At 40.7% G+C, this 18,257-nt stretch carries 11 protein-coding genes; 8 read left to right on the plus strand and 3 right to left on the minus strand.

What is annotated here, in order from left to right; translation table 11 throughout:
- Nucleotides 1-130: 130 nt before the first annotated feature.
- Complete coding sequence (ligD, locus tag K1X66_09570) at nucleotides 131-1,672, minus strand: non-homologous end-joining DNA ligase (protein ID MBX7158618.1); 1,542 nt, start codon at nucleotides 1,670-1,672, stop codon at nucleotides 131-133.
- Nucleotides 1,669-2,496, minus strand: a complete 828-nt coding sequence (locus K1X66_09575; GenBank protein MBX7158619.1) for a Ku protein — start codon at nucleotides 2,494-2,496, stop codon at nucleotides 1,669-1,671. The genes ligD (K1X66_09570) and K1X66_09575 overlap by 4 nt, the downstream gene beginning before the upstream one ends.
- Before the next feature lie 107 nt (nucleotides 2,497-2,603).
- On the opposite strand from K1X66_09575, the gene ligD (K1X66_09580) reads away from it, so the two are divergent.
- From ligD (K1X66_09580) to K1X66_09605, 6 genes are all read left to right on the plus strand, one after another.
- Nucleotides 2,604-3,512: a non-homologous end-joining DNA ligase gene (gene ligD, locus K1X66_09580; GenBank protein MBX7158620.1), complete on the plus strand. Its 909-nt coding sequence runs from the start codon at nucleotides 2,604-2,606 to the stop codon at nucleotides 3,510-3,512.
- Between the two features lie 80 nt (nucleotides 3,513-3,592).
- A complete protein-coding gene (locus K1X66_09585; protein ID MBX7158621.1) occupies nucleotides 3,593-4,648 on the plus strand; it encodes an efflux RND transporter periplasmic adaptor subunit in 1,056 nt (351 codons plus the stop codon).
- Nucleotides 4,649-4,653: 5 nt separating this feature from the next.
- Nucleotides 4,654-7,812: an efflux RND transporter permease subunit gene (locus K1X66_09590; protein ID MBX7158622.1), complete on the plus strand. Its 3,159-nt coding sequence runs from the start codon at nucleotides 4,654-4,656 to the stop codon at nucleotides 7,810-7,812.
- A 170-nt stretch (nucleotides 7,813-7,982) separates the two neighbouring features.
- Nucleotides 7,983-10,076 (plus strand): hypothetical protein, encoded by a 2,094-nt coding sequence (locus tag K1X66_09595; protein MBX7158623.1) that lies wholly within the window; start codon nucleotides 7,983-7,985, stop codon nucleotides 10,074-10,076.
- A gap of 95 nt (nucleotides 10,077-10,171) precedes the next feature.
- Nucleotides 10,172-10,468, plus strand: coding sequence for a DUF485 domain-containing protein (locus K1X66_09600; GenBank protein MBX7158624.1), 297 nt, complete (start codon nucleotides 10,172-10,174; stop codon nucleotides 10,466-10,468).
- Between the two features lie 5 nt (nucleotides 10,469-10,473).
- Nucleotides 10,474-12,189, plus strand: a complete 1,716-nt coding sequence (locus tag K1X66_09605; GenBank protein MBX7158625.1) for a cation acetate symporter — start codon at nucleotides 10,474-10,476, stop codon at nucleotides 12,187-12,189.
- 18 nt (nucleotides 12,190-12,207) lie between these two features.
- On the opposite strand, the gene proB is transcribed toward K1X66_09605, so the two are convergent.
- Nucleotides 12,208-12,963, minus strand: coding sequence for a glutamate 5-kinase (gene proB / locus K1X66_09610; protein ID MBX7158626.1), 756 nt, complete (start codon nucleotides 12,961-12,963; stop codon nucleotides 12,208-12,210).
- 133 nt (nucleotides 12,964-13,096) lie between these two features.
- On the opposite strand from proB, the gene K1X66_09615 reads away from it, so the two are divergent.
- Nucleotides 13,097-16,432, plus strand: coding sequence for a proprotein convertase P-domain-containing protein (locus K1X66_09615; protein ID MBX7158627.1), 3,336 nt, complete (start codon nucleotides 13,097-13,099; stop codon nucleotides 16,430-16,432).
- 88 nt (nucleotides 16,433-16,520) lie between these two features.
- Nucleotides 16,521-18,212 (plus strand): proprotein convertase P-domain-containing protein, encoded by a 1,692-nt coding sequence (locus tag K1X66_09620; protein ID MBX7158628.1) that lies wholly within the window; start codon nucleotides 16,521-16,523, stop codon nucleotides 18,210-18,212.
- Nucleotides 18,213-18,257: the final 45 nt, after the last annotated feature.

Here is an 18,257-nt window from a genome sequence, read left to right on the forward strand (position 1 = left end):
CTGTGGACCGACAAAGGCAAAGACAAAGACGGCCAAGTCGGCAAAGTCGTCGCCCCTCAGTAACAAACTTAAGTTTCACTGAAGCTTTTCACTCAAAAGCCCTCGCTAAAAACGAGGGCTTTTTTATGGGTTAAATTTCTCGCTTTACCTCTCTAGCTTCTTTATCAATGCGAAGTCCTAAAAATACGGGTTGTCTCAAAAACGATGCTTGAGTCCATTCACTGAATTTAATCTGGCAAACCAAAACGGGTTTGAGCCAAGTGTAATTTTTCAATCGTTGCGGCGACCAATTCGGCGAAACGTAAACCGGCAAGGGTAAATTTGCAAAAGGACAATTTTCAACTCTCAATTTTTGGAAACGTTCGAACAAATCCTCACTATTGGTTTGATCAAAACCTGTTCCCACTTTGCCCACACAAATGAGTTTTTTGCTTTCATAATAACCTACAATCAACGCGCCAAAATAAAGGCGGCTTCCCTGTGGTTTGGTATAACCTCCTATGACAAACTCCTGTTCTTTCACCAATTTATATTTCAACCAAGAACCGGTTCGTTGCCCGGCCTCATAGAGGGAGCTTTTTTTCTTTGCAATCACTCCTTCCAATCCTTTTTCTTCAATTTCTTTTAATAACACATCGGGCGGATAAGAAAAAGTCGCTGACTCCCTTAAAATCAAATCTGACTTGGGCAATAAAGCCGCAAGTTTTTCCTTTCGTTTTGTAAAAGAATGTCGAGTTAATCTTTTTCCATTAAGAGAAATCATATCAAAAAGATAATAAAGAACAGGCACGCCACGCGTTTTATCTCGAGCATTTTGCAAGGCTTGAAAAGAGGGGCGCCCTTTCGCGTCCAACGCAGTTAACTCACCATCTAGGATAGCAGATCGACACTTTATTTTTTTCAAAGCTTCTACAACTTCGGGATAATACGAAGTAAGCTCTATTTTATTACGAGAATAGAGTTTGGGCTTCTTATCATTAAAATAAGCTAACGCACGAATACCGTCGAATTTCACTTCATATTGCCATTCTTTGCTTTTAGGTAAGTGAGTGGTTAATAGCGCTAACATTGGTTCAACCCAATTTTGGATTAGAACGGTTTTTTTAGGTAAAATTTCTTCTTTGTTAGGACCGTTAATCTTTTTCAATTCGTGTTGAGGAAATTTTTTAACAGACTCCTGAGTCTTGATAAGAAGCCATTGCGGTTTTTCAGGAAAATTTGTCTTAACTAGGTGCCATTTTCCATCCACCCGCTTGCCTTTTAAATGAAGATGAATTTTTCCTTTTCGATAAGCTTCCTCAATCGGTTTTTCTAATGATTCATAATGGCCTTTATCCCAAATTTTCACCATTCCCGCGCCATAATTTCCTTCAGGAATACGACCTTCGAACTTACCATAACTCAAGGGATGATCTTCCACCTCAATCGCCAAAAATTTTTGACCTGGCTTTTCCGGAAGACCTTTAGGCACAGCCCAGGATTTGTAAACGCCAGCGGCTTCCAAGCGCAAATCATAATGCAATCGACGCGCCTCATGACGCTGAATCACAAAACTTAATTTCCCACCTTTGGGTTTAGGTTTAACTTCAGAAACTGGCTCAGGCGTTTTATCAAAATTTCTTTTAACCCGATATTCTTTAAGTTTTTTGCCTTCAGAAGCGCCTTTTTTCATGCCGCCTTCCTTTTTCGATGAGTTCGATGCCCAGAAGTTTGCTTAATCTGCTTCTGCGCCTCATTCAAACTTTGTTGTAAGACATCAACCAAGTTAATGATTTTAGTAGGCTCCTTTCTCTTGGCTGGTGGTGGTAAACTTTTATCACCTGATTCAATTTTTCTTTGAATTAAATTCATCAAGGCAGAGCTATAATCATCCGTGTAACGACTCGGATCCCATTTTTCCGTCATGGAATTTATCAAGCTTTTTGCCATATTAATCTCTCTTTTTTTTGCTGCCGGCTTACACGAAACATCCAAATGTTTTGTGTTAAGCAATTCATTACCAAAATGCATAAGCTCCAAAACCAAACCACACTCCTGCGATTTCAAAGCTGCTAAATGTTGCTTGGTTCGAATCACAACCTTAGCGATTCCCACTTTACCGGTTTCCTTCAAAGCCACGCGCAACAAAGAATAAGGTTTGCTCCCGCCTTTAGTAGGAGCCAAATAATAAGGTTTATAAAAAAACATAGGATTAATCTCATCCAACTTCACGAAATCCAAAATATCAATGGAATCTGTCGCTTCAATGTCGACGCGCTTAAAATCTTCATCGCGTAAAACTACGTATTTTCCTTTTTCGTATTCATAACCTTTAACAATTTCTGCCCAAGGCACTTCCTTGCCATCAAATTCTGCCACGCGTTTATAATCAATCGGACTTAAATCAGATTGGCGCAACAAACGAAATTTGAGCTCTTCTTTTTTAACTGCTGGAAATAGTCCAACGGGCATAGTGACTAATCCAAAAGAAATGGTCCCCTTCCAAATTGCGCGCATAAAGTTTTCCTTTCTCAACTTAATGATTGACCTACCCACAGTTTAATAAAGACGCGTTAAAATTCAAAAATTTGACCCCTTTTAAAAAGGTTTTAAATTTAAAACTCATGAGTGAGACAAACTCGGAGCTCGTCGTTGAAGGGAAACGCTTGAATCTTTCCAATTTAAACAAAATTTTTTATCCTAAAACCGGTTTTACCAAACACGACATTATCGCTTACTATATTAAAATTGCTCCTTTTCTGCTTCCCCATCTTAAAAATCGTGCCTTGACCATGAAACGTTTTCCTGAAGGCATTCACCAATTTTTCTTTTATGAAAGACGCTGTCCTTCCTACCGTCCTAATTGGGTCAACACCGTTCAAGTGCACAGCAAAACTCAAGGCACCCTCAGATATTGCACAATCAATAATCTTCCTACATTAATTTGGCTAGTGAACCTAGCGGATCTAGAACTTCACACCTCATTAGCGACCGCGAAAAATCCTGATCGACCCACGATGATAGTTTTTGATTTGGATCCCGGCTCACCCGCCACCATTTATGAATGCGCTGAAGTGGCTTTGCTCATTCGCCAAAAGCTATCTCAACTCGAATTAAAATCTTGGATTAAAACATCCGGGTCTAAAGGACTTCAGCTTTACATTCCTCTGAACAGTCCTGTGACTTATGATAAAACAAAATCTTTCGCTCATATTTTGGCCAAAGAAATGGAAAAAAAACATCCTAAAAAAATCGTTTCACGCATGGCAAAAAATCTTCGCACAGGCAAAGTGCTCATTGACTGGAGCCAAAACGATTTTCATAAAACCACCATTTGCGCTTATTCTTTGCGTGCCAAAGAAGCACCCACAGTTTCTACCCCGGTAACGTGGGAGGAAGTAGAAAAAGCTTATCGACAAAAAAAAATGGAATATTTAAATTTTACTTCGGACGATGTTTTACAACGAGTTCAAAAATGGGGAGATTTAATGGCTGACGTCTTAACCTTTAAACAAAAATTGCCCAACCTTTAAAAGGCGGATTGCTTTTTCAAGATAATTTCGGTTAGATAGTTTTGCACAAAATAAAAATTCATTTATACTTTTTAATCTGCATGTTTCGTCTTTTTTTGATTTCTACACTCTCATTTTGTATCTCTTTATTTGTCGGTTGTAGTAAAGGCAATCAAGGCCCCGGTTCTTTCCCTCCGGTTCCAGTTGAAATTTATCGAGTCAAAAAAGAAAAAGTTGTGGAGAAATTGCCGGCCGTGGGTTCGCTTGAGGCAGAAGAAGCAGTAGAAATCACACCCCAGACTTCTGGCATCATTGAAGCGATTCATTTTGAAGAGGGTCAAACTGTAAAACAGGGTGATCTTTTGGTGAAATTGGAAAGTCAAAAGGAAGAGGCAGAATTGGCGAATGCTGAGGCTTCGTTGGAGCTGGCAAAAATCAATTACGAGCGCGCTCAAAAACTTTATCAGGAAAAAAATTTCTCCCAAAAAGAGTTAGACGAATCGTCAACGCTCTATCGAGCACAAACAGCCGTTGTGGAACGATTGAAGGATCATCTTAGAGATCGATTTCTTTATGCCCCTTTCGATGGACGCGTAGCCGCTCGCAATTATAGTGTGGGACAATATGTGGAGCCTAATTCTGTGATCACTTCTCTATTAGCCGATGAAAAGGTTAAAATAACATTTCAAATTCCGGAAAATGAAGCGTCTCGTTTACAAGTGGGTCAAAAAGTCGAGATCAAAATTTCGGCTTATCCCAATGAAATTTTTAGAGGAACAGTTTATTTGGTAGACTCTCAGCTCGATTTATCGACACGAACGCTAAAAATCAAAGCACTGGCAGATAATCCCAATCAAAAGCTGAAAGCGGGAATGTTTGCCAATGTCGCAGTGATAGTGGGCGAGCGCGATCAAGCCATCACCATTCCCGAAGAAGCGATTTTGGTGCGCGATGATAATTTTTCGGTTTTTGTGGTAAAAGATGGCATCGCTAAGATGCGAGCTGTTAAATTGGGCATTCGTCTTCCGGGCAAGGTGGAAGTACAAAAAGGATTGCAGGAAGGTGAGGAGATTATTGTAAATGGATTGCAAAAAGTTAATGAGGGATCGCCTGTTGCTCCCAGCGAATTTCCTTCTGATAAATCACCAGTTAGTTAAGACCCATGACCCTTTCTGAACTTTGTATTCGACGCCCAATTTTTGCTACGATGCTCAATTTGGTTGTTATTTTATTTGGTTTGATTGGCTTGTCACGTTTACCTGTTCGCGAGTTGCCTGATATTGATCCTCCGATTGTTTCCGTCACTACGATTTACCCTGGCGCGAACGCGCAGGTCATTGAAACAGAAGTCACGGAACGCTTGGAACAAGAAATCAATAATATCCCAGGCATTAAAACATTAACTTCAGAATCGCGCCAGGAGGTCAGTCAGATTACTGTCGAGTTTGAACTTAATCGTGATGTGGATATTGGCGCACAAGATGTGCGTGATCGCGTGTCACGAGTTCGCGGCTTATTGCCGAAAGATGTAGAGGAGCCGATTATTGCTAAACAGGATGCTGATGCGGAAGCGATTATGTGGATCGCTTTGTCGAGCGATCGTTATTCCACTTTGGAATTAACAGAAATTGCAGAACGTCAATTTAAAGATCGTTTGCAAACGCTTTCGGGTGTTGGGGGTATTCAGTTAGGGGGTGAAAAACGCAAAGCGATGCGGCTTTGGCTTGATTCGGAAAAAATGGCAGCGCGGGGCATTACCGCAAATGACATTCGTGAAACTTTGGAACAGGAAAATGTGGAATTGCCGTCTGGATCCATTGAAAATCTTAAACGCGAACTAACTCTTTTTACTCAAGGTCGCATGACACGACCGGAAGAATTCAACAATCTCATTATTAAATTTGATCGTGAGGCACCGATACGGTTGAGAGATATTGGTCATGCTGAATTGGGGCCCGAAGATGAACGAACCATAGCACGATATAATGGCCGACCTGCGGTAGGTCTTGGAGTTGTCAAACAATCAGAAGCCAACACCGTGGAAGTTTCAGATCAAGTCAAAAAAGAGTTAAAAGTCATCGAGCCCACCTTGCCCACGGGCATTACTATTAACATCGCATATGATTCTTCGACTTTTGTGCGACATTCTATTCACGAAGTGGCACAAACGTTGTTGATTTCCTTTTTATTAGTAGTTGCCATTATTTTTCTTTTTTTAAGAAATGGTTGGGCAACATTAATTCCTTCTTTGGCTATTCCAGTTTCGATTGTGGGAACGTTTTTTGTGATGTATATTTTAGGATTCAGCTTAAATATTTTAACTCTATTAGCTTTAGTGCTGGCGATCGGGGTGGTGGTAGATGATGCTATTGTGGTTTTAGAAAATATTTATCGCCATATCGAAGAAGGCATGTCACCCAAAGAAGCGAGTATTCAAGGCATGAAAGAAATTTCAACAGCTGTGATTACTATTACTATTTCTTTAGTGGCAGTATTTTTTCCAGTTACTTTTCAACGAGGTATTGCTGGAGTTTTGTTCGGTGAATTTTCTGTCGCTATTGCAGCCTCGGTTGTTATTTCAGCTTTTGTCGCGTTGACTTTAACGCCTGTTTTATGCGTTCAATTTCTTCATCGCCCCAAGCAACACGGTCAACTCTTTCAAAAGTTTGAAAATTTTTTTAACTTTTTATCTGATCGGTATGTGAAATGGCTCGATCGAACTTTACATTATAAAAAAAGTGTCATTGCTTTATTTCTTATTTTAACCGGCATTACCTTTTTTTTAGGAAAAATACTACCCAAAGAACTTTTTCCAGAAGAAGACAAAGGCTACATTTTAGCGCTATTTTTTGGTCCGGAGGGAGCAACGTCGGAATACACCGATCAATCGCTTCGAGAAGCAGAAGCGATGGTAAAAAAATTGCCCGAGACTCAAGGTTTTTTTTCTGCTGTGGCTTTAGCGCGAGGCGCTCCGGGTCAGGCAAATTCCGGCATTATGTTTGTTGGTTTAAAAGAAGACCGCAAACGTTCGGTTCAAGAAATCATTCGCCCAGGCGCTCCAGATTCGCTTTTCACTAAGTTCATAACTCAAATTAAGGGCGTTCAGGCCATTGCGATAGCGCCTAAGGCTCTAAGTGGATTTGGAGAGTCTTATCAGCTTGTTTTGCAAGGGCCTGATTTAAAACAAATTGATCGCGCGGCTTTACAAGTCCAGGGCGAACTGATGAAAGCGGGCTTTCTAGGACAGCCGCGCATTAGTTTTAATTTTGAGAAACCGCAATTGGACATTGAAATTAATCGAGATAAGGCAGCGGCTTTGGGAGTTTCGGCGCGAGCCATTTCTGAAACGTTGCAAATTCTTTTAGGCGGTTTGGAGGTTTCGGAATTCACCGAAAAAGGAAAAGAGTATGAGGTGATTGCTCAATTGGAGCGTTTTGATCGGCTTACCCCGCAATCGCTCGCCACGCTGTATGTGAGAACGAAAACTGGAGATCTCGCGCCTTTGAATAATTTTATCACATTAAAAGAAAAAGGATCAGTCAACACGATTACTCATTTTGCGCGCATGCGATCGGCAACGATTAGTGGCCAACCTCAAGGAGTGAGTTTAGGAGAAGCTGTCGCACGAACGGAAAAAATTCTTTCCCAGAAATTGCCGGCTGGCATGAGTTATCGCTGGCAGGGCGAAGCGCGCGAGTTAAAAGACAGCGTGAACGAAGCGGGCATCGTGCTTCTTTTAGCTATTATTATTATTTATATGGTGCTTGCTTCACAATTTGAAAGTTTACTGCATCCTTTCACAGTTATGTTGGCTGTGCCTCTGGCTCTTTTTGGCGCTTTGGGACTGCTTATGATTCTTGGTTTGGTTAATAATTTCGCTTTGATTAAATTTTATGCGCCTCCCGAAGCGTTGCCTTGGTTTATTAAAACATTAAGCCAAATTCTTCCCGAAATCCCTTCGATGTCTTGGAATATTTATAGTTTGATAGGAGGTCTTTTACTGATGGGGCTTGTTACAAAAAATTCCATTCTTTTAGTTGAGTTTGCGAATCAAAAAATGCGGGAGGGCACTACAGCACATGAAGCTATGTTGGAAGCAGCTCGTCTTCGTTTACGTCCTATTTTAATGACAGCGCTTTCCACGATCATCGGTATTTTACCGATCGCGATAGGATGGGGTGCGGGTTCAGAAGGACGACGCCCTTTAGGGGTTGTAGTCATTGGCGGCATGTTAACTTCAACTTTTTTGACTTTATTTGTCGTGCCAACTTTTTATGTTATTGCCAGTTATTTCCAAAAACGTGTGCGCGAAAAAATTTAAACTTTTTAATACGTCTAAAGGCGTATTGGACTTTTTATTTCAAGCGCGGCATATTGATATAGAGTTAAAATAAAATCTTTTAGCTCAACTAAGTATAGAGGAGATAAAAAAAAATGAAAACTTTAAGACAATCAAATAAAAGATTTCGACAACTCATCGTGTCAAGTCTTATGGGCTTGGGCTTTTTGGCTCTACCCTTTTCTATGCAAGCGGTGATTCGGCTCAATCCTGAGTTTGCCGAAAATGGCAGTGTTAATTCTGAACGCTTTGCTCTTGCATCGGGCAATAAGCGAGCGGTGTATGTTGCCGATCCTGGCGCGCTGGGAATTTTCGAGCTTTTTAGTGTTCCTATTAACGGAGGGGATTCGATCAAGCTCAGTGGCAATCTCACGGTTGGAGGCAATGTGGGACAGGTTGAAGTAACCTCCGATGGCACGAAAGCTGTTTTTTTGGCGGACAAAGATATCGATGGAAAATTTGAACTTTATAGCGTTCCAACTACGGGCGGTTTATTAACTAAGTTGACTATCTTTCCTGATGATCGGGATGTTTTCAATTTCGCTTTGACCCCAGGTGGATCGCGTGTGGTTTATGTCTCAGATGAGCTCGTTGCTGGAAAAAGGGAGCTTTTTTCCATCGGTGTTGATGGATCGAATCCGGTTCATATTAATGGACCTCTGGCTGATGATCGAGATATATTTACTTTTATCATAAGTCGGAATGGATCTCGTGTCATCTATCGAGCCAATCCAGATATTATAACTTCTACTGAGCTCTTTAGCGTCGTGACAACTGGCGGAGGACTAGCAAAATTAAATCCTAATTTTGTTGCCAATCGTGATGTGCTTGATATGGCCATTGACAACCCAGGTTCCAATGTTGTTTATCGAGCTGATCAAGATGCGGATGATCAATTTGAACTTTACGCAGTTCCCATTGCAGGCGGTATCGCAACCAAAATCAATCCTCCTGTAGTCGGGGATGTAGCGAATGGATATCAAATTAGCCCAGACGGCTCAAAAGTAGTCTATCGTGCTGATCAAAATAATATCGGAGTGATCGAACTTTTCGTTGCGCCGATTACCGGTGGTGGCGCGTTTACTCAATTAAATAGCGCTTTAGTGGCCGGAGGCGATGTGTTGAGTATGGCTATCAGTCCCGATGGCAAGTTCGTGGTTTATCGCGCTGATCAAGATGTCGATAATCAAAACGAACTTTATAGCCGCGCGTTGGATTCGATTTTAGCCACTCCTATTAAACTTAATCCGACGTTGGCCAATGCAAGCAGCGATGTGAATATACCATTCGTGATTAGCGGCAATAGCCAATATGTGATTTATAGCGCGGATCAGGACGTTTTGGGAGAAGATGAAATTTATCGCGTTCCGATTCAAGGAGGAACAGCGGTCCAGTTCAATGCACCTTTGGTTGCAACCGGAACTGTCTTGGATTTCAGAGTGAATTCAGATCGTCCTAACGCAGATCAATTGCTTTACATCGCTAATCAAGATTTCGCAAATCGAGTTGAGCTTTACGCGATTGGGTTTGATCCCATATCAGATTTTGATGGTGATAATAAAAATGATATTCTTATCAAAAGGGGTAAGACCTTGAGCTTCTTAACTCGCAACAGCTCCAACCAATTTGAAATCAAAAATATCATTACACCTTTGTTAGCTAATCAAAAAGTTAATACTGCGAATGATTTAAATGGTGACAAACGCCCTGATATCGTGCTGCGAAAGGCAGGCCAACAATCCGTGATTGCTGTGCAAACCGATTTAACCAGTGAGCTTTCCAAGGTTCAATTACCCACACTGGAACCCAAATTCCGTTTCAAAGCGTCAGGTCGCGTAAATGGAGAACAAGTTCTCGTAGCGGCTAAGGGTCTCAAAAAATTGCGATTCTTCGTCGGCACTAATATGGTGGCGCACACTAACGTGAATCCGTTCCAAGTGGTCGGTTTTGGTGATTATCAAGGCGTCCCTAGTTTGATTTTGCGAGCTGGCAAATTTATTCATGCTCAAGCGTTAAATGTCGCTCCCAATCAAATCACCTTAGGAGAACCCGTGAATTTAGGTCGATTACCAAAAAACTTTGTTCCTAAAGCCACAGGCTCATTTCTGAAGGTAAACGATAACGTGGAAGTGGTAGCAACCAAAGGTAAAAAGGTTCACGTGTTTCCTTTACCGGTTGACACTAATTCATTAGGGATTGCGATTTTTACGAATAACGTTCCCATTAATGTGGTGGGCCCAAGATAATTCTCATACAAACAACTAGACCCAGAACGTCCTGCTAAAAAGTAGGACGTTCTTTTTATTGTGGGGGGAAAAAATTTCTGTTAGAGCTTTTTCTAATGAAAAAAAGTGCTTCTGAAGAAATTCATAGCGAAGCTTTTCTGCATCGCATGATGCAACGCCAATTAAAACTTTCCATAACTTGCGCGGCCATTTTTCTTATCGCTGTGCTTAGTCTGCCTTTATTCAATTATTATTTTCCCGAGCTAATGGCTACTTCCCTTGGTGGTTTTACCTTAAGTTGGTTAATTTTGGGCATTTTATTTTTCCCTCTGGTTTGGATAATTTCTTACTTTTTCATTCGACGTTCTATGATTTTTGAAAAAGAAACGTTGGCATCAATTAAAAGGGAATAATGATTATGTTTTGGGGTATTGATTTATGGATTTTTGCTTTTTCTTTTCTCATGGTTGGCGCGACTTTGGCCATGGGATTTTGGTCAGCGGGCAAATCCAAAACCGCGCATGATTTTTTTGTGGCGGGCCGTTCAGTTTCGGTCGGTTGGAATGCTGCAGCTATTTCGGGTGAATATCTTTCTGCCGCTTCATTCATGGGCGTAGCGGGAATGGTGATGAAGTTTGGTTATGATGCTCTTTGGTATCCCGTTTGTTATGCGTGCGGTTATCTATTTCTACTACTTTTTATTGCTGGCCCTTTAAGGCGATTTGGCGCTTATACTATTCCCGATTTTGCGGAAGGAAGATTTGATTCTCCACTCTTTCGCAAAATTGCAGTGATTTTTGTTCTGTGCATTGGTTTTTTTTATACCATGCCACAAATGAAGGGCGCCGGTACAGCGCTGGCTTATATTTTTCCCGGATTACCCTATGAAATCGGTGTGGTAGTGGTAGGCGCAGTCATTACGCTCAACGTGGCGATGGGAGGCATGAAAGGCATTACATTGGTGCAAGCATTTCAATATTGGGCAAAACTTTTTGCCATTTCAGCGCCAATTTTTGTATTGATGATGGTTTTCGGTTCTTACTCGTACCATTTAAAATTAAACCAGTCTTCCACATCGACTCCCGTTGTTATGGAATCATCTTCCTTAAAAAAAATCCTCCCACCTCAAGCGCCAGAAGATAAAAAATGGATTTCTCCGTTTGGCGCTCTAACAACCAAAGCAACAAGTGCGGCAGGTTTAACTCTAGAACAACAAAAAACTTATTCGTTGCTTTATACTTATTCTTTGATTGTGGCCCTAATATGTGGGACTGCAGGGTTGCCACATATTTTGGTTCGTTTTTATACCAATCCCGATGGAGCAGCAGCGAAACGCACGGCGATGTGGGTGATGATTTTGATCGGAGTTTTTTATCTTTTCACACCAATCTTTGGGGTTTTAGGGCGTAATTTATTACCAGAACTTTATGCAGCGACCGGTGCAAAAGGAACAGATAAAGTAGTTTTAGAATTGCCGCGTTTGGTCAATGAAAGATGGCCAATGGTAGGCTCAATCTTAAGTGGTATTACCTGTGCAGGTGCTTTTGCGGCATTTATGAGTACGTTTAGTGGGCTATTGGTTTCGATGACCGGCGCTTTAGCACATGATGTGTACGGTCGGATGCTGCGTCCGAAAGCTAGCACTCAAGAAAGATTGTTAGCTTTTAAAGTAGCTGCAGTTTTAGTCGGTGCCGTAGCTATTATTCTTGGAATGCAAGTGGAAAGGTTTGATATTAATTTTATGGTGGGACAAGCCTTTGCCATTGCAGCAGCAAGTTATTTTCCACTTTTATTTTTAAGCACGTGGTGGCGAGGCATTACGATGAAAGGAGCTGCAACAGGAATGTTGGGCGGAGGTATTCTTGCCTTAGCGGGCATTTCACTGACGAGTTTTAATGATTTGAAATGGATTCCACTAGCTGATTTTTGGATCCGATACCCTGTGCTGCGCATCCTTTGCGAACAACCCGCAATTTGGGCCGTGCCTTTGGCGATTGGGTTGATGATTATTGTTTCAAAATTAACGCGGCATGAAATTCCAAGCGACATCCGTATGAAGATGTTAGTCTTGCATTCGCCGGAAGGTTTGGGATTAAAACAGGAATATATCGAAGAACATCAACATGGACACTAGTGCCAAAACTACTCAACACTAAATCAAACGAAAGCGAGTGCCCACGAATTTATTCTGAGCGATTTGTGATAAAATTTTTGGATTTCGCCCATTGGCAATAATCGTCTCAACACCGCAACGAGCGGCTAGTTGGGCTGCCAATAATTTAGTTGTCATACCACCCACGGATCTTTCATTACTAGTACCAGTCGCCAAACAGGTAACAGTTTTATCGATTTTTTTAACTTCAGGAATTACTTGTTGTTTGGAATCGAGTAAGCCATCAACATTGGAAAGGATAATAAGTTTATCAGCTTTAACCATGACAGCAACATGCGCGGAAAGTTGATCGTTATCCCCCACTCGAATTTCCTCACCGGAAATGGCATCGTTTTCATTGATAAAAGGAATAAATTTTTTCTTTTTTAATAAAAGTGCCAAGGTTCGTTGCGCATTTTCATAACAATTACGACTGTCAATATCCCAATAAGTCAAAAGCATCTGCGCAGCTTGATATCCCTGACTCGATAACCGTTTTTGATATTCAGTCATCAAAGCAATTTGTCCTACCGTAGCGCACGCTTGTAATTCGCTCAAAGCTTGCGGCCTTTTACTCAACTTCATCGCCTGCATTCCTGCGCCAATGGCTCCCGAAGTTACGACAATGATTTCTATGCCTTGCTCTCGAAGTGTTAAGATTTGCTGAGTTAATTGAGCGAATTGTTTTCCATCTAAAATTCCATTAGATCGAGTCAAAATACCCGTGCCTAATTTCACTACCCAACGTTTCTTCATACGAAAGTAAAATAGCTAGCGACTTTATAAAAAGTGTCGAGAGGAGAAAAACGATCTTCGATATTAAAAAATATTTATCTAACAAAATTTCATTGCTAAATTTGTTCTATCCTTCTAATATAGCCTTTTTCCTATGAAAAAAACTCCCAAGGAACTAAAAATAAAACTATTTTTTTCAATTTATTCATTTTTGTGGATTTCACTTATTCCCTGTCGGCTTTTTGCCATTAGTCCACAGCCACCTGGTCAAATCATCACGCAAACCACTGAACATACCTTTGATCAGCCAGTCAATATTCCTTCAAACACTAATGATATTGCTGAAATTTTATTTGATATACAAGGCTTAGAGGGGGTCATTTGGGATGTGGATGTAAAAACTTTTATTCAATATGTAAGCCCTAAAGTTTTAACTCTTACCTTGGAATCTCCTACTGGGGAAAAAACCATTTTAATGTCTGAGGCAGGAAAGAAAATAAAGCAAAAAGAAATTTCTGTTAATCCACAACTTTATTTATTGGCTATTAATAATTCCCCTCCTAACTCACAACCCAATTCTTTTCCTTTTGAAAATATTAATGACCTAAACACCAACTTTTACAATCAGGTTCTTAATGGAACTTTATGGGACGATCAATCGCCTTTACCAATCACAGAAGTAGAATACTCGATTACAAACAAAAGTCATCAAGCAAGTGTTGCACCGGAAGGGGCGTTGGCTATTTTTAAAGGAAAAAATCCCAATGGAACTTGGAAATTAACTATCAAGTCAGGGGTGCCTACCGCAGTAACTAAAGGTTATTATGAATGGAATTGGACGGATCCTAATAATATAGCAATAGGTCCTTGTCAATTTTATGCCACAACTAATGAGTTCTGCGAGGCTAAACAAAGCGAATATAGTTGGGGCGATCTTAAAAAATGCAATCCTATTTTTGGCAATAATCAGTTTATTTTTTGTAATAATAATGTAGAAATTATAGATATATATACGGCAGTCGAATACATACTAAAAAGCCCTATTTATGTAAACAATTATAAAGATTATGGTGACCCTCAAAACATCACCAATTGCAGTCTCATTATTACCACGGCAAAAGGAACTCATCCGATTCAGTGGACTAATACAGTTGTCACCTTGAATCAAAATATTTTCAACAACTCTCTCATTAACTCTATTTTAACTATCACCAATCAAGGAAAAAACATTAAAGAGCTAGAAGTTTATACAGATATTGATCACAGTCAGCCAGGTGACTTAAGAATTTCGCTGACCTCTCCCTCTGGTAAAACAGCTTTACTATCAGGCAACAATGGAGGCAGTCCTAATAACGTTTTCGCTAATACCTTTTGGGATGATCAAGCGGTTACTCCAGCCACCGATGCAATTTACTTCAATAATATCGCCAAGCGTTCTTTGATTCCAGAAGGCGCTTTAGCGCTTTTTCTGGGTGAAAATCCCAATGGAAATTGGACTCTTAATATTTTGGATGAAGACGGTAATAATCCTAACAGCTTTGGAAAACTCGATGAATGGGGTTTGCGTTTAACCAGTTATGTAACACCTAAGCCCCCTTTGGCTTTAACGCCGCCACCTGAACCGCCTAAAACTCTTACCCTACAAACGGTTTCCTACACTAATTATCAACCTCACAGCATTCAAAATTTTTCTACCGCTATGATTCCCTTCAAAGTTTCCGGGTTGCAAGGATCGGTTTGGGATGTCGATCTGACGGCTTTTCTTCACCATACCTCTACAAAAGATTTAATTATTTCTCTCATTTCGCCCGATGGAAAAAAAGCGGTGCTCTCGTCAAACAATGGATTTCAACGTGGCCCTTTCCCAGAAAATTATTTTCCGCAAAATTTTGTTTTAGATTATAATGAAGCCGATCCTCCTAACATTCTCCCACCTTTCCCTTTTGATAATTTTGTATTAGCCGCTTACAGCAATTTGTTGAATGGCGTTAGTTGGAATGATCAAGCAGCCTTACCTATCACTGATGCCGATTATTCTTCCGATCTGCCTTTAGGCTTAGTTACACCCGAAGGCGCTATGGATATTTTTCGAGGTATTGATCCTAATGGAGATTGGAAATTAGAAATTCAAGATACTCGCGATAATCAACCTGTTTCGGGAACTGCTAAATGGTTCAATCAATCGGTTCAACACATGACCAGCTATCTTACTGAAGGTTTGGTTACCAACTGCTCCTTGCGTCTCACAGTCGTTCAAGGTGATTCGGAAACTAAAGACTGGGGTTTCACCAATGTCGTAGATAAAGTGTTAACGGATATTCCTCTGGAATCAAAACTTTCAATCAGTGGTGTGGGGAAAAAGTTGGAGCAAGTCAGGGTCTACACTAAAATTTCTCATCCTGCTTCAGGCAATCTTGATTTCACAATCACATCGCCTTCAGGAAAAACAGTTATTCTGTCAACAGGCAATAGCGGCAATACGCCTGATGCTTTTTTGGGGACAATTTGGGACGATCGCGCTTCGACTGATTTACGTGTCACCGATTTTAATTTTAATAACCAAGTAGCACCCCTTTTGGCTCCTGAAGGCGCGTTAGCTTTATTCCGAGGGGAAAATCCCAATGGAACATGGACCTTGACGGTTACCGATCACCAAGCTGCAGGAATTTTAGGAGAATGGGGATTGCTCATTACAGCTTATGCCGATTTCTTGGCCCCGATTGTTGACTATCCACCACCGCTACCGCCTCCGCCTGCTCCTCCCTACAGCCAAGGCAATGCTTACATCTTCGGGCAAAAAAGTAAAAATGCTTTTCTGCTGAAACAATACGATGGCACACTCATGGAAAAACCCAGAGCCATATCAGAACTTCCTGCAAAGTATAAAATCGTTGCTGCCAATTATTTTTCAGTTCTTGATTCCACGAACCAAATCTTGTGTTTAATTCTACAAAATAAAAATGAATTAATTGCAAAAGAAATAGGAGAGGATGGAGCCACTTTAAATAATGCACCCTTATATGTTCCTACTTTAACTGAGCGAAAAGATAAAATTGTGGCCAGTGGTGATATTAATCAAGATGGCTATAATGATTTAATTATTCAGGGAAAACGTAGAGCGGTTACCATACTGTACGGCCCTGATTTCCCTTCCTCCACACCTCTTACTAATAATTTCAGAAAATTAGGTAAAGTAACTGGTGTCGTAGACAATAAAATTTTGTCCAGAAAGCGAAATCTGCTCTACGCGACTTCACTGCCCACTAAAACTAATGAGTTTGTTGCCCCACCGGAAATTCTTGCCAATGGATTAAAAGCCTCACTCAAAATTTGTGGAGTCGCTGATATTTTAAAAACTCCAGGATTAGAATTAGTTATCCAAAACGGCAAACGGATAGGGTATGGTCCTTTAAATTTAAATGGCCCTTTTGGTTTTATTTACACCAATCGAAGTGACTTGAATATGGGTAAGGCAGTGGGGCCGCGCTAAGGATTAAAAAATTATAAATAACCAGTTTCACTTAATGAAAAATTATTTTTACTATCTTTTGAGCACATTGGTTTTTTCATCGATATGCATGTCACAAGCAGCTCCTATTTCACAACCCGCGCCTAATTCCGCGCTATTTACCTTTAGCACTTTACTAGATCAACCCACAGTTATCGCTGATTCTTCGACCAATTTCGGAACCTTCTTTTTGAATAATACTACAGGCACGGTTTGGGACGTGAATCTTGATATTTCGCTTTTTCATGGACGTCCTTCTGATTTAGAAATCTATCTCACCTCGCCCCAAGGCACACGTGTGACTTTAACAGCTGGCAATGGACCAACTAATTACGCCGATCTTTTTAACCCCTTGCTTTTCGACGATCAGGCACAAATTCCACTTTCTGATTATGTGATCACTAACAGTGGCTCAAAAACTACTTTAATTCCCGAAGGCTCCTTAGATAAATTTGAGGGCGAAAATCCTGAAGGCACCTGGCAACTGTCAGTCGTTGACACTCAATCGGGTTATAGCGGCATTCTTTCCAATGCTACGCTTACAGTCACCACTATGACTGAGCTTGATATTACCCACACCCACACAGTCACCGTCACCAACCCAGCCGCTTTGCTCGATCTTGATCAGGAGAACAATCTTTTTACTGTAACAGTCACCAACATTGGTCATTTTTTGGCACAAGTCAAAGTGCAAACCTGGCTTCAGCATCCCATCTGCTCCGATCTAGATATTTATTTAATCTCGCCAGCGGGCACTTTCATGGCTCTTACAACAGATAACGGCCAAAAAAAAGCTAATGTTTTTTATGGAACAACTTGGGACGATCACGCTTCCATCTTAGTGACTCAAGCCACTTATACAAACGACTCGCCTTATGAATATTTAGTTCCTGAAGGAGCTCTGGCTGCATGCAAAGGAGAAAATCCCAACGGAACATGGACTTTACTCATTGTCGATGACACGGAATTTGATACGGGAACATTGGAGAAATGGAGCCTGACTTTTGAAACCCTACCAGGATTGATCACCGATGTAACGGGCGATGATTTTACTGATATTATCACTGTAAAGAAAAAGTCAGTTTACGTAATTCCGATGAAAAACGGTGCTCCAATCGGAGGCGCTTTATTAGCGGGTTTTATTCCCAACAAAAAATACAAACCTGTTGCCGTCAATGAATTCACAGGCGATCAACAAGCAGACCTTTTGTTACAACATGATACCTTTCTCACAATCCTAGCTTTCTCTAATAGTTATCTCATTAACAATCCTATCGACCTAGGAGTCACGATTAACCCCAACTATCAAGTTGTTGCCACCTCTGATTTAAATCAAGATGGATTGATTGATTTCATTTCGCAAAACAAAAGTCAACTCGGCGTTACGCTTACGCACAAAAAAGAAAATGCAGTCAGTTACCAATTCCAGCAACTCGAAATAGGACAAAGCGGAACTATTGTTGGTATAAATCGCACCAATCTTTTTCAGCAAATCAAATCCACTCTCTACTCTATCCCAATTGTTTATGAAGGTAGCAATAGTTTTCATCTCGGCGAACCGGTCATGATAAGTTCCGATATTCGTCCTTCTTTTAAAATTAGAGGAGTGGCCGAGTTATCTCCCTTAAATCCTGGCAGTGAATTCATTATTCAACAAGGTTCAGCGATCGCCTATGGGCCTACCAATGTAGCACGCCATATTAAACCTTTTTATAAAGGAAAAGGTCGTGGCAATCTCGGTAAAGTCATTGGACCAAAATAAATTTCAATTTTAGCTTAATCTTTCAAAATTAAGCGTATAAGTTTT

The organism is Verrucomicrobiia bacterium (assembly GCA_019694135.1).
Lineage (GTDB): Bacteria > Verrucomicrobiota > Verrucomicrobiia > JADLBR01 > JAIBCM01 > JAIBCM01.

Bases quoted from the DNA above. Each gene is read 5' to 3' on its own strand.
- ligD (MBX7158618.1), bottom strand. From the start codon at position 1,672: ATGAAAAAAGGCGCTTCTGAAGGCAAAAAACTTAAAGAATATCGGGTT.
- K1X66_09620 (MBX7158628.1), top strand. From the start codon at position 16,521: ATGTCACAAGCAGCTCCTATTTCACAACCCGCGCCTAATTCCGCGCTA.
- K1X66_09615 (MBX7158627.1), top strand. From the start codon at position 13,097: ATGAAAAAAACTCCCAAGGAACTAAAAATAAAACTATTTTTTTCAATT.
- K1X66_09590 (MBX7158622.1), top strand. From the start codon at position 4,654: ATGACCCTTTCTGAACTTTGTATTCGACGCCCAATTTTTGCTACGATG.
- ligD (MBX7158620.1), top strand. From the start codon at position 2,604: ATGAGTGAGACAAACTCGGAGCTCGTCGTTGAAGGGAAACGCTTGAAT.
- K1X66_09575 (MBX7158619.1), bottom strand. From the start codon at position 2,496: ATGCGCGCAATTTGGAAGGGGACCATTTCTTTTGGATTAGTCACTATG.
- K1X66_09600 (MBX7158624.1), top strand. From the start codon at position 10,172: ATGAAAAAAAGTGCTTCTGAAGAAATTCATAGCGAAGCTTTTCTGCAT.
- proB (MBX7158626.1), bottom strand. From the start codon at position 12,963: ATGAAGAAACGTTGGGTAGTGAAATTAGGCACGGGTATTTTGACTCGA.
- K1X66_09595 (MBX7158623.1), top strand. From the start codon at position 7,983: ATGGGCTTGGGCTTTTTGGCTCTACCCTTTTCTATGCAAGCGGTGATT.
- K1X66_09605 (MBX7158625.1), top strand. From the start codon at position 10,474: ATGTTTTGGGGTATTGATTTATGGATTTTTGCTTTTTCTTTTCTCATG.
- K1X66_09585 (MBX7158621.1), top strand. From the start codon at position 3,593: ATGTTTCGTCTTTTTTTGATTTCTACACTCTCATTTTGTATCTCTTTA.